This window comes from Bradyrhizobium cenepequi, assembly GCF_020329485.1.
GTDB lineage: Bacteria > Pseudomonadota > Alphaproteobacteria > Rhizobiales > Xanthobacteraceae > Bradyrhizobium > Bradyrhizobium cenepequi.
Window position 1 is genome coordinate 199,860 of record NZ_JAGKJI010000003.1, and the last position, 12,642, is coordinate 212,501.

The following is a 12,642-nucleotide window of genomic DNA, read 5'->3' on the forward strand; positions in this document are numbered from 1 at the left end:
GTTCGGTTCCGGATCGGGATGGCGGATCTCAGTGCCGCCTCATCCGCAAATTAATGGGCCCCGGTGCATTGGAGCATCGCGGGGCCCTGCATCTTCGTTTTAGCGAAGGATTCTGGTAGACACCAGGATAACTCTGGATCGACAAGCGCGTGGCCTTTGCGCTCCAATCCTGCGGATATGTTCAGATTGTTGATGGCGCAACGCGGCGGCTAGCAGCTGCTGTTCACCTCAACGTGCGCCGAGACCTTGCTCGTGAGCAAGGTCACTGGACTGGCCCGGTGGCGTCATGCTCCTCTCCAAGAGTGGGCCCGACGGACATCTGTCCGTACCCTCTGCCTGCCGTCTGACCACATGATCAGCCGGCAATTCCTGCGAGGCGGGGAGCCAAGGCTCCAGCACCCCAACAAGTGCATCGAGAAAATGCTGCGGCAGATATTGGAGACTGTCAAGTTAAGTCGGGGTTCCCTGACGAGGCGAGGGAACCATCACGCGCCTGATCGTTTCTTGTGCCGGCTGCCAAGGGCCGTCGCAGCGGACACCGGATCGTTGATGCGCTCGATCAGCACGTCAATGCGATCGCCGCCCCAGAACAGTTCGCCGTTGAACACCATCGTCGGAACGCCGAACACGCCGAGCGCTTCCGCTTCCCCGATGATCCGATCATGTTCCGCTCGCGCGGGCCCATGAACATATTCCTCGAAGTCTTTCGCCGAGCCACTGATCGAGGCGATCACGCCAGCGATCTCAGATAGTTCGTCGATCTCCAGATCATGGTTCCAAAACCGGCGAAAAACCGTGTCGTGGTACGGCCTGAACAGGCCATGGCGTTGGGCGAACAGCATGCCGGCGCTGGAATAGATCGCGTCGTAGATTCGCCGCGGCCCTTTCATCGTCAGCCCTTGCGCGTTGGCGAAACGCCGCGCGTCCATATAGGCGTAGCGCACCTTGCGCCAGAAATGCGGCGTACGTTCTTCCACCGTCCCCATGAACTCCGCGACCCGCAACGCATAGGGCAGCCACTCCAGTTCGACGCCATGCTGCTCTTCAAGCTCGAACAGGCGCTTGTTGGCGACGAAGGCGTAAGGGCTCTTGTAGTCGGTGTAGATGCGTACGCGAGGCTTCTCCATCCCGGGTCGTCCTTCCGCTCTCAAGCATCTGCACGTTTCGTCTGCCGATACTGGCTGAGATCGGGATCGTGGGTCATCGCCCAGTAATCAACGAAGCGCCAGGGCATGGCCGAGAATACGCGGCCCTGGCTGTTGCGGTAATAGGTCGTCATGCCCGGATGGGTCCAGATCAACTGCTCATGCTCGGCGTCGACCTTGCGGACATATTGATCGTGCGCTTCCTTGCTGACATCGATGGCGGCGATGCCTTCCTCGATCATCTCGACCAGGCAAGCCGAGATGTAACGGCTCTGGCATTCCGACTGGAAAATCACGCTGCCGCCATGCGCAGGTCCTGAGTTCGGACCCAGCATCAGGAACAGGTTTGGGAAGTTTGGCACGGTCAAACCGAGATAGGCCGTCGGGTTGTCGTTGGCCCAGGCGTTCCTGAGATTGTTGCCGGCGCGCCCAGTGATGTTGAGCCGTGCCGCCATCTCCGAAACCCTGAAGCCGGTGGAGATGACGATGACGTCGTGCGCACGCTGCTTGCCATCCGCCGTGACGATGCCGTTGTGTACAAAGTGATCGATGGGATCGGTGACCAGTTCGACATTCGGCTTTGTTAGTGTCTTGAACCAGTTGTTGTCGAGCAGGATGCGCTTGCCATAGGGCGGATAGGTCGGCACGCATTTTTCGATGAGGTCGGGGCGATCCTTGAGCTCGGACAGGATGAAATCCGTCAGCTCCTGCCGGTGACGGTCATTGCCCTTGTTGACGGCGCGCGCCGGATGCGGCCAGTTCGGATCCTTGCGCAGGAACGGCAGCAGGCCGTCGCCATAGCGCCAGAACATGTTGAAGCGGTACCATTGCACATAGAAGGGCAAGTGCGCGAGCAGCCATTGCGCGCCCTCCGTGATCGGGTCCGAGTAGCCCTTGACCGGCCGCGCCCATTGCGCGGTGCGCTGATATACCGTGACCGATGAAACCCGATCGGCAATGGTGGGCACGAGCTGCATTGCGGTAGCGCCAGTGCCGATCACGGCGACGCGCTTGCCGTCAACGTTGATATCATTGGACCACAGCGCCGAATGCACGGCGAGACCCTGATAGTCCTCCTCGCCCTTGAAGCGAGCCGGGGCGGGGTCATTGAGCTGGCCGATGGCGCTGACCAGAACCGTCGACTCGAACGTTTCTTCGCCATCCCTGGTCTTGAGGATCGAAATCCAGCGCCGCTTGTTCTCGTCCCAGCGCGACGCGGTCAGTTCGGTGTTGAGCCGAACATGGCGGCGGATGCCGTGTTCGCGCACCACTTTCAAGAGGTAGTCGAGCAGTTCCTGTCGCGGCGCGAAGTAGCGGGTCCACTGGTTCCGCTCGCCGAAGGAGAAGGAGTAGGAGTGGTTCGGTGTATCGACGCCGCAGCCGGGATAGCGGTTGACGTACCAGGTGCCGCCGATCTCGTCCTGTTTCTCCACGATAGTGTAGGGAATACCGAGCCGGTCCAGCGCGACACCAAGTGCAATCGCGCACACGCCGGCGCCGACGATCAGGACGTGCTGTTCGGCGAGCCTCTTGTCCGATGGACGTTTGGTCCAGCGCGCGTCGCGCGGAATGAAGCCCATCTCCTCGCGCATCAGCGGTGCATATTCCGCCGCGACGTTCTCGCCAAGCGTCGCGCACATCATCTTCAGCATCAACTCATTGCCGGGGTCGGTTATAACAGGCTTGGGCTCGCCGTTCTCATAGAGCTTCAGGACCGCCGCGCGGATTTCGTCCTGGATCTCCTTCGGCACGCCGGCGTCCGGATCGGGGATCAGGCGCACGTCGCGCTTGGGCTTGTACGGCGGTTCGAGCCAACGCTCGTCGCCGGTCATGTGCACCAGCACCATCAGCAGCACGCGGATATCGCCTTCGGCGATCGCAGAGGCAAGGTCCAGTTTCTTGCGCGACATTTCTATGTTCATGCTGTTGTCCTCACGCTTCCGGTGCTTCCGGCAGCCCGCCATAGGCGGCCCATGTGCTGCCCGCGATAAAGCCGGCATCGACTGGCAGGTTGATGCCGGTGACGCCACTGCTTTTCGGGGAAAGCAGCCAGGCGATCGCCTGCGCTACTTCGAACGGCTCGACCAGCCGGTTCATGGCGGTGGGCCGTGACAGCAGTTCCTTGTCAAGAGCGCCCGAGGCGATGCCGGCTTCCAGCATTGCCGTGCGGGTAAAGCCCGGCGATACCGCGTTGACGCGCACGCCGACCCGGCCCCACTCGGCTGCAAGCGTTTGCGTGATCTGTATGACGCCGGCCTTCGCCGCGGTATAGGCGTGGATCGGGCCGGAGGTCATGCCGGCGACGGAGGCGACGTTGACGATGGCGCCGTTTCGCCGTGCAGCCATCCGCACGCCGACGCTGCGGGCGACCAGAAAGGTGCCACGCAGGTCGATATTGACCTCGCGGTCCCATTGCTCCATCCGCACGCGCTCGATCCGATGCATCTTGCCGAACACGCCGGCAGCATTGACGAGGCCGGTGATCGGCCCGTGCGCGGCCTCGATATCGGCAATGCCGGCTGTGACGGTCGCCTCGCTCGCGACGTCGAAGGGGGCAGGCCAGAGGATCGCATCGGTTCCGACCAGCGGTTCCGGCGCGATGTCGACGATGACGATGCGCTGGCCCTGGTCGGCCATCAGCGTGGCGGTGGCGGCTCCGATGCCGCGGCTGCCGCCGGTGACGAGAACGAGTCCGTCAGTGCTCATGACCGTTATCCTCACTTGCTCTGTTGAACAGCCCGCGGGTCACAAGCTTGCGATAAGCGGAGATCACATGGTCGGGCGGGGCGGTGACCTTGCCGCCGGCGTAGGAATAGCGGCGGCTGAGATAGCCGCGCGCGCCCATCAGCATCTGCACGACGGCCTCGAACTCCTCGTCGCTGAAATCAATGATCTCGCCGGCCCGCCGCGCACGGCGGAGGATGCGCACATAGGCGGTCGAGATATTCTCGAAATGTTTCTGGTAGCCCATCGGCGCAAAGAACTCGGCCTCGTTGAGGATGCGCAGAAACTCTGGCACGTCGAGGATGAAATCGAAGAAGGAGGAAAAGCGCTCGATCTCCTCCCGCGCCGTTTGCGCGGTGCCGGTGCGCGCGTGGATGAAGCGCACCATGTCCAGCCCAATCTTCGGCAAGAGCTGTTCGAGCAGTTCCTGGCGGCTCTCAAAATGGTTGTAGAAGGTGCCTTGCGCGACGCCCGCTTCCTCGGTGATGCGGGCGACGGAAGCTTCAGCGTAGCCATACTGACCAACCACCTTGGTCGCGGCATCGAAGATCTTTTGCTTGGTCCAGGCGTTGCGCTCGACCCGATTGAGCTTGGTGACTTTGGCGGGAGCGGCGCGCGATGCTTGGCTCATGCAGTAGCCTCCAGTTCAGCGCGCAGTACGCGCTTGAGTACCTTGCCGGAAGGGTTGCGTGGCAGGCTGTCACGAATAATCAGTTGTTTCGGCACTTTGAAGCCGGCGAGCCGCGCGCGGCAGTAGTCGGTCAAGGCGGGCAGATCCAGCGCGGCGCCTTCCGCAAGCACGACGATCGCGACCGGCTTCTCGCCCCAGCGCTCATCGCGCACGCCGATGACCGCGACCTCGCGAACCTCAGGCATTTCATAGATGACGCGCTCGACCTCGGAGGAGGCGATGTTCTCGCCGCCTGAGATGATCATGTCCTTCTTGCGGTCGGTGAGATAAAGGAAACCCTCCTCATCCAGATAGCCGACGTCGCCGGTGCGGAACCAGTCGCCGAAGAAGGCGGCCGCAGTCTTCTCCGGATCCTGCCAGTATCCTTTCGTGATCTTCGGTCCGCGCAGGCAGATCTCGCCGTTCTCGCCGGCCGGAAGCCGATTGCCGTGGTCATCCCGGATCTCGATTTCGATATGAGCGATGGCGCGGCCGGTCGAGCCGATCTTCTCGATCTCGCGGCCCCGCTCCATGAAGGTATCGCCGCCGACGCTCTCGGTCAGACCATAGGCGTCGATGTAGCGGGCATTCTTGAAATAGTCGGAGAAGGCGCGGATACGCACCTCCGGCGTCTTCTCGCCGCCCCCGATCGCCCATTGCAGACTGGAGACGTCGTAGCGGTCGCGGGTGGGGCAGGTCAGGATCGCGGTGGTCATCACAGGGGCGAACCACGCCGCGTTCAGCTTCTCTGTCTCGATCGCAGCGAGCGCCCGGTCGGGCCTGAAGTCGCGATGGACCGAGAGCATTCCACCGTGCCAGAGCACCGCGATTCCAGGCAGATCGAGTGCGCCGACGTGATAGAGCGGGCCGACGACAAGGAGGCGCGTATCCGCATCAAGGCCGAGCACCAGCGTCTGGTCGGCCGACTTCCAGTACATATTCTCGTAGCTGAGCATCACGCCCTTGGGACGATCGGTCGTGCCTGACGTGTACATCAGCCGCATCAGATCCTGCGGTTGGCGGACATGCATCGGCGCGGGCGCGATATCGCCTGCGAGCTGCGTGGCGGTCGATTGCGTGGCTTCATCGAGCAGTACGACCGGCGCATTTCCCGCTGTGATCGCCCCCAGTTCTTCATCCGCGATCAGGATGCGCGCTCCGGAATTGCCGACGATGTAGCCGACCTCATCGGCGGAGAGGCGATAGTTGATCGGCAGGAACACCGCGCCGATATGGCTGGTCGCAAACACCAGTTCGAGAAAGGCGGCGCTGTTCTTCATCAGCACCGCGATGACGTCGCCGGGGCCGATGCCACAGGAGGCGAGCCAGCCGGCCGCGCGGCGGATGCGCTGGTCGAAGCTGCCATAGGAGATGTCCTCCCCGCGATATTTCAGCGCACACCGATCAGGCGTCCGCTTGGCATGAAAGGCGATGAAGCTCGAAAGGTTGATCATCTGCCGCTCAAAGGGCCGTTTCGGCCTTGTTTCCTTCCCCGATGAACCATGACTCGTAATTCATCTTTGGCTTGACGTCACCCCCCATGCTCTGAAATCCTTGTGACCACGGAGACGAGATGATCTCCGGCAAGGGAATAGGGAACGACAACCCGACTGGGAGGGGAAAATGACGAGAACCCGTCAACCGGGCATCAGCCGCCGTGCGACTCTGGCGGTGATGGGCGCCGGTGCGGTAACGATTGCTGCGCCATGGGTGGTGCGCGCGCAGACCAAAACCATCAAGATCGGCATGCCGACGATTCTGTCGGGCCGCGTTGCGCAGCTCGGCACGTCCTCGCGTAACGCCGTGCTGCTGGAGGTCGAGAAGGTCAACGCCGCGGGCGGCCTGGCCGGCCGGCAGATCGAGATGGTGATCCGTGACTCCAAGGGCCAGCCGCAGGAAGCCGCCCGCGTCGCGCGTGAACTCGTCAACACCGACGGCTGCGAGGTGCTGTTCGACGCCGAGGCTTCGTCCGGATCGTTCGCGGTGCATGAAGTGGCACGCGATCTCGGCGTGCTCTGCATCCATACCTGCTCGGAAGCCTCGTCACTGACCGCTGATCCGAAGCAACATCTTCCCAACGCGTTCCGCTGCGTCCGGCAGGGCATCCACGATTCCATCGTCGGCGGCAGCTATGCGGCCGCGATCGCGAAAGCCAAGGGCCTGAAGAAATGGGCGACCTGCTCGCCGGATTATGCCTACGGCCGCGATACCACCGGCGAATTCGCGCTCTACCTCAAGCGCTTTGCGCCCGACGTCGAGATCATCAGCGAGTCCTGGCCAAAGCTGTTCCAGCCTGACTACACCGAGGTGGTGACGAAGATCCTGCAGGCAAAGCCGCAGGCGCTGTATACGTGCCTGTGGGGCGGCGATCTCACCTCCTATATCGACCAGGCCAACATCTACGCGCTGTTCACGCAGATGGAGCTCTTCGCCGTCAACATGGCTGACTATACCGCCCTCACGGTGGTGAAGAACCTGCCGAAGGGCATTCACTCCGGCAACCGCTACATCAAGACGTTCCCGAAAACACCTGAGAACGCCGCGTGGGGCGATGCCTACCGGGCGAAGTACAACGAATATCCGACCAACTGGTCGTGGCAGAATGCGACTGCGGTGATGCTGCTCACTGAAGCGGCGAAGAAGGCCAACTCCACCGACGGCAAGAAGGTGGCGGAAGCGCTGCGCGGGCTGACCATCAAATGCCCGTTCGGTGCCGACGGCACCGTGACAATGCGCGCGGAAGACAACACCCTGGTTGGCTATGCGATCGGTTGGGGCACCACGATTCCGCAGGAGCCGTACGTGCCGGAAGTGAAAGCCGGCGATTGGAAGACCATCTTCGAACTCGAAGCCGAGTGGAAGAAGAGCAAGGGCTATACCTGACCGGTCCGTGAGTGGAGGCAGGCAGGCCGCTTCCACTCACGCTTTCGCTTAAGTTTGCGCGCTGGGGGTCTCGGCGCGCTGGGATGGAAATGCTGCATTGGATATAGACGCGCTTGCTGGCTGTCTCGCCAGTCCGGCCTGTCTGGTGACGCAAACCACCAGCGGCCTTATCATCGGTATGCTGCTGTTCCTCGTCGCCGTCGGGCTGACGCTGATCTTCGGCGTGCTCAAAGTCGTCAATTTCAGCCACGGCGCCTTCTATATGTTCGGCGCCTATTTCGCGATGACGGCCTATCAGCTCTCCGAGAGCTTTGCGCTCGCGATGCTTTGTGGGGCGGCGGGGACGGCGATCCTCGGCCTGATCTTCGAGCGCGTGTTCATGAGCCGGGTCTATGGCGCCGACGTGCTGATGCAATTGCTGGTCTGCTACGCCTTCGTGCTGATCTTCGACGACGTCGTGCGCATGGTGTGGGGGCCTGAATTCAAGTCGATGGGCATGCCATCGGCGTTCCAGGTGCCGCCACTGTTCATCGCCGGCGGCGTCGTGCCGCCTTATTATCTGCTGCTGATCGGCGTTGCGCTGGCCGCCGCCATGGTGCTCGGCCTTGGGCTTGCCCGCACCCGGATCGGCAAGGTGATCCGCGCGGCCGCCCATAATCCGGGCATGGTATCGGCGCTAGGCATCAATACCGGCTTGATCTATGGCGGGGTCTTCGCGCTCGGCGGCATGCTTGCCGGGTTGGCGGGAGCGCTTGCCGCGCCGGTGCGTTCGCTGACGCCGGGAATGGGATTCTCGGTTCTGATCGAATCCTTCATCGTCACCGTGATCGGCGGCATGGGCTCGATCCTGGGGGCGCTGGTCGGAGCGCTGCTCATTGGCCTGATCCGGTCGTTTGGCTCGCTCGGCTTTCCCCTGTTCACCGAAGGCCTGATGTACCTGTTCATGGTGATCGTCCTGGTGTCGCGGCCGAGCGGCCTGTTCGGCAAGGAGGTCGCATGACCGAATTGCAGGCTGAACGGGCATCGGAGACCTTGAGCACGCCGCGCATCGAAACGCGCTCGTTCCGCTCGCGCTATCTCGACGTGCTGATCGCGCTGATAGCTTTTGCCGTGCTGGCCGCGCTGCCGCTGTTCTTCGGCAGCAAGGCGCTGCTCGATTTCGTGATCCGCTGCTCGGCTTTCGGCCTGTTCGCGACCTCGCTCAACCTCCTCGTCGGCTACACCGGCATGATCTCGTTCGGGCACGGCATGTTCTTCGGGCTCGGGGCCTATGGCTTCGGCCTGCTGATGCAGCGCACCGGCGTGCCCATACCAGTGGCTTTCGTGGCAACGCTCGCGATCACTGCCGTCTTCGCCGCGATCATTGGGGCGATCTGCGTTCGGCTGAAGGAGATCTATTTCGCGTTCGTCACGCTGGCATTCCAGATGCTGATCCATTCGACGATCCTGACCTGGGCGTCGCTGACCGGCGGCGACCAGGGCCTGCGCGGCGGCATTCCGCGGCCGGCGTTTCTGGGCATCGACCTTGCCAATCATGTGCATCTCTACATCACGAGCTGCGCGCTGTTAGTACTCGGTTTGCTCTTGATGCGCCAGATCGCGCAATCGCCGTTCGGCTATACGCTGCGCATGATCCGCGACAACGCGCGGCGCACGAGCTTCATCGGCATCGATGTCTGGCGCGCCAAGCTGACGATCTTCGTGCTGGCGGCGCTGTTTGCGTCCACCGGCGGCATGGTCATGGCGCTGTTCGTCTCCGGTGCCTACCCCGAATTCGCCTACTGGACGATTTCAGGCGAGGGCATCTTCATCAACATGCTCGGTGGCGTCACCACCTTCCTGGGCCCAACGGTCGGCACGGTGCTGCTTCTGGTCCTCAACGACACCGTCACCCGCTTCACGGAATATCATGGCATCGTGCTCGGCGTCGTGATCCTGTTCTTCGCCATCGGCCTGCGCAAAGGCCTGATGGACTACGTGCTCGAGTGGTATGCGCAGCGTCGCGGCGGGCCAGGGGAGCGCGGCTAGCCATGTTGGATATTCGCGGGCTCTCAAAGTCGTTCGGCGGCGTGAAAGCGACGGATAATGTTTCGCTGGATTTTACCGATGGTTCGCTGACGGCTGTGATCGGCCCCAACGGTGCCGGCAAGAGCACGTTCTTCAACCTGATCACAGGTGCGTTCAGGCCGGACTCCGGCCAGGTGCTGCTCAATGGCGTCGATCTCGCCGGCAAGGCGCCATCCGACATCGTGCGGCATGGCATCGGGCGGGCGTTCCAGGTCGCCAGCATCTTTCCCTCGCTGACGGTTCAGGAGACCATGCTCGCCGCAGTGTGCGCGGATCAGCGCCGCTCGACCGTGCTGCACCGGCGTTTCCCGCTCGCCGAGACGCGGGACCGCGCCGAGCACGCGATGGAATTGCTGGGCCTTGCCAACAAGCGTCACCGCACCGCCGCGACACTGTCGCATGGTGACCAGAAGCTTCTGGATATCGCATTGGCGCTTGTGCTCGACCCAAAGGTGCTGCTGCTGGATGAGCCAACCGCCGGCATGGGCACCGAAGAGCGTTGGCGCATGATCGACAAGGTCCGGGAGCTCTGGGAGACGCAGAAGATCACGGTCGTCTTCATCGAGCACGACATGGATATCGTGTTCAAGATCGCGCCCAGGATTGTCGTGCTCTGCTACGGCCGCATCCTCGCGACCGGCACGCCTGACGCCATCAGGCGCAACGAAGCGGTGATCGAGGCTTACCTCGGCACCGAAGAACATGCCGAGGCCGTGCCATGAGCGCTCTGCCGGTCGTGCAGATCGAGGATCTCGACGTCTACTATGGCACCAGCCAGATCTTGTTCGGTGTCGGCTTGTCGGTGCGGCAGGGGGAGACCATGGCGCTGCTTGGTCGCAACGGTGCCGGCAAGTCCACCACGATGAAGGCGATCATGGGGCTCGCGCCGGCGCGCCGCGGGAAGGTAACGCTGAACGGCAAGACCGTCTCGGGGATGAGGCCGCATCGCATCGCGCGCGCCGGGCTCGGCTTTGTTCCGGAGGACCGCCAGATCTTCCCGGAGCACACGGTGGAAGACAATCTCGTGATCGGCCAGAAGAAGGGGCCGAATGGCGAGGACGAATGGTCGATCCGGCGCATCTATGACGTCTTCCCACTGCTCGAGCCATTGCGCTACCGGATCGCGGGACGGCTGTCCGGCGGCGAACAGCAGATGCTGGCCATCGCCCGGACGCTGATGGGCAACCCCGCGCTGCTGCTGTTGGACGAGCCGAGCGAGGGACTGGCACCGATCATCGTGCAACGGATAGGCGAACTGCTGCGCCAGCTTCGCGCGACCGGCGCCACGGTGTTGATCGCCGAGCAAAACATGCATTTTTGCCTTGGCCTTGCGAGCCACGCGACGGTTATCGACAAGGGCCAAATCGTCTACACATCTCCCATCGAAGAGCTGAAGGCCAACGACAACATTCGGCAGCGTTATCTTGCGCTGTAGCCTTCGGTCCCATGGCGAGGATGAATGGCGGTTGAAAACAGGCTGGCGCCGACGCACGAGGCGCCCTATCGCGGCCTTCGCGTGCTCGATTTCGGACAGGGCATCGCCTCGCCCTATTGCGCGATGCTGCTCGGCGTCTACGGCGCCGATGTCATCAAGGTCGAGCCGCCCGAGGGCGACTGGTCGCGCTATCTCGGTACGACCTATGGCAACCACACCACGCTGTCGGCGGTCTATAACCGCGGTAAGCGCAGCCTGTGCCTCGATCTGAAGCACAAGGATGGAATGGCAATTGCTCAGAAGCTGGCAAAGGAAGCGGATGTCCTGATCGAAGGCTTTCGGCCCGGCGTGGCGGCGCGGCTCGGGCTTGGCTATGAATCGCTGTCGCGTGACAATCCCGGCCTGATCTATCTCTCGGTCAGCGGCTTCGGACAAAGCGGACCTTATGCCAAGCGTCCAGGATCGGATTCCGTGGCGCAGGCGTTTTCGGGCCTTGTTTCGATCAATGTTGGCGCCGACGGTACACCGCACCGGGTCGGCACGACGATCTCCGACGTGGTCACCGGCGTCTATGCCTTCCAGGCGATCGCCACCACGCTGTTCGCGCGCGCGACGACGGGCACCGGGCGCTGGATCGACGTCAATCTCTGCCAGTCGACGGCGGCGCTGCTGGGCCACAAGGTTGCAGAGTTCATCCTGGAGGGCGGTGCACCGCGCGCGCTCAACGTGCCGGCCGGCACCTACCAGGCCAAGGACGGCTGGATGATGGTCACCTTGGTGAACGAAGCCCAGTACAAGCGGCTGTGTGCGGCGATCGGACGTGAAGACCTCGCCACCGATCCGCGCTTTGCCGATTTCGCCAGGCGTGCGGATTCGGCTGATATGCTGATCCCGCAGCTACGGGAGGTCTTCTTGACCCAAACAGCCGAGGCGTGGCTGACGCGCCTGCATGCGGCCGATATCATCGCGGAGCGGATTCTCAATCCCGGCGAATGGCTGAGGAATGCGCACGTCGAGGCGACCAAGGCCGCAGTCTGCCAGGATACGCCCGGCGTCGGCCCGGTCTACGCACCGCGGACGCCGGGGATCGCCAGCCTTTCGGAGGACGATTTGCGTCCCTCGCCGGATATCGGGCAGGACAGTGTCGAGGTTCTGACAGAGGCCGGCTTCGACAGCGCGGCCATCGATGAATTGATCAACGCGGGTGCGGTCCGCCAGTCTTGCTCGAATTGAGCGACGCGCGCCAAAGGACAGGAGAAGCTATGGCAGGACTATTTTTCGAGGAGTTCGAGGTCGGGCAGGAATTCCATCATGAATTCAGCCGGACCGTGACCGAAATGGACAATACCATGTTCAGTCTGCTGACCATGAACCCGCAGCCGCTGCATCTCGATGCCCATTTCGCCGAGAAGACCGAATATGGGCAGCGGCTGTTCAACAGCCTCTATACCCTCGGCATCATGATCGGCATGAGCGTCTACGATACGACGCTCGGGACGACGGTCGGCAATCTGGGCATGACGGATGTGAAGTTTCCGAAACCGGTGTTTCATGGCGACACGCTGCGGGCGCACACCAGGATCGTCTCGAAGCGGCCGAGCAAGTCGCGGCCGACCCAGGGGCTCGTGGAATTCGAGCACACCATGACCAACCAGCGCGGCGAGGTGGTGGCGAGCTGCCGCCGCACCGGCTTGATGCTCTGCAAACCGAAAGCGTGA

12 protein-coding genes are annotated in these 12,642 nt (G+C 62.6%); 7 read left to right on the forward strand and 5 right to left on the reverse strand.

Annotation, left to right across the window (positions count from 1 at the left end; translation table 11 throughout):
• Window positions 1-485: 485 nt before the first annotated feature.
• The 5 genes from J6497_RS06350 to J6497_RS06370 are packed head-to-tail and all read right to left on the reverse strand — an operon-like array spanning window position 486 to window position 5,993.
• Complete coding sequence (locus tag J6497_RS06350; protein WP_225703389.1) at window positions 486-1,127, reverse strand: 2-hydroxychromene-2-carboxylate isomerase; 642 nt, start codon at window positions 1,125-1,127, stop codon at window positions 486-488.
• 20 nt (window positions 1,128-1,147) lie between these two features.
• Window positions 1,148-3,067, reverse strand: a complete 1,920-nt coding sequence (locus tag J6497_RS06355) for a flavin-containing monooxygenase (protein ID WP_225703390.1) — start codon at window positions 3,065-3,067, stop codon at window positions 1,148-1,150.
• 10 nt (window positions 3,068-3,077) lie between these two features.
• Window positions 3,078-3,851, reverse strand: a complete 774-nt coding sequence (locus tag J6497_RS06360) for an SDR family NAD(P)-dependent oxidoreductase (RefSeq protein ID WP_225703391.1) — start codon at window positions 3,849-3,851, stop codon at window positions 3,078-3,080.
• Window positions 3,841-4,500, reverse strand: coding sequence for a TetR/AcrR family transcriptional regulator (locus tag J6497_RS06365; protein WP_225703392.1), 660 nt, complete (start codon window positions 4,498-4,500; stop codon window positions 3,841-3,843). Before J6497_RS06365 ends, J6497_RS06360 begins: the two co-directional genes overlap by 11 nt.
• The gene (locus J6497_RS06370) at window positions 4,497-5,993 is read right to left on the reverse strand and encodes an AMP-binding protein (RefSeq protein ID WP_225703393.1); all 1,497 of its coding nucleotides are present in this window, start codon (window positions 5,991-5,993) and stop codon (window positions 4,497-4,499) included. The genes J6497_RS06365 and J6497_RS06370 overlap by 4 nt, the downstream gene beginning before the upstream one ends.
• Before the next feature lie 169 nt (window positions 5,994-6,162).
• Between J6497_RS06370 and J6497_RS06375 the strand changes: the two genes are divergently transcribed.
• The 7 genes from J6497_RS06375 (at window position 6,163) to J6497_RS06405 (ending at window position 12,642) form a co-directional block, all read left to right on the forward strand.
• A complete protein-coding gene (locus tag J6497_RS06375; RefSeq protein WP_225703394.1) occupies window positions 6,163-7,422 on the forward strand; it encodes an ABC transporter substrate-binding protein in 1,260 nt (419 codons plus the stop codon).
• 97 nt (window positions 7,423-7,519) lie between these two features.
• Window positions 7,520-8,422 carry a branched-chain amino acid ABC transporter permease gene (locus J6497_RS06380; protein WP_225703395.1) on the forward strand — a complete coding sequence of 301 codons (903 nt, stop codon included), beginning with the start codon at window positions 7,520-7,522 and terminating at the stop codon, window positions 8,420-8,422.
• Entirely contained in the window at window positions 8,419-9,450 is a 1,032-nt protein-coding gene (locus J6497_RS06385) for a branched-chain amino acid ABC transporter permease (protein ID WP_225703396.1), read from the forward strand. The genes J6497_RS06380 and J6497_RS06385 overlap by 4 nt, the downstream gene beginning before the upstream one ends.
• Before the next feature lie 2 nt (window positions 9,451-9,452).
• Window positions 9,453-10,211 (forward strand): ABC transporter ATP-binding protein, encoded by a 759-nt coding sequence (locus J6497_RS06390; protein ID WP_225703397.1) that lies wholly within the window; start codon window positions 9,453-9,455, stop codon window positions 10,209-10,211.
• Complete coding sequence (locus J6497_RS06395; protein WP_225703398.1) at window positions 10,208-10,924, forward strand: ABC transporter ATP-binding protein; 717 nt, start codon at window positions 10,208-10,210, stop codon at window positions 10,922-10,924. The genes J6497_RS06390 and J6497_RS06395 overlap by 4 nt, the downstream gene beginning before the upstream one ends.
• A 24-nt stretch (window positions 10,925-10,948) precedes the next feature.
• The gene (locus tag J6497_RS06400; protein ID WP_225703399.1) at window positions 10,949-12,157 is read left to right on the forward strand and encodes a CaiB/BaiF CoA transferase family protein; all 1,209 of its coding nucleotides are present in this window, start codon (window positions 10,949-10,951) and stop codon (window positions 12,155-12,157) included.
• Window positions 12,154-12,642: a MaoC family dehydratase gene (locus tag J6497_RS06405; protein WP_376708171.1), complete on the forward strand. Its 489-nt coding sequence runs from the start codon at window positions 12,154-12,156 to the stop codon at window positions 12,640-12,642. The genes J6497_RS06400 and J6497_RS06405 overlap by 4 nt, the downstream gene beginning before the upstream one ends.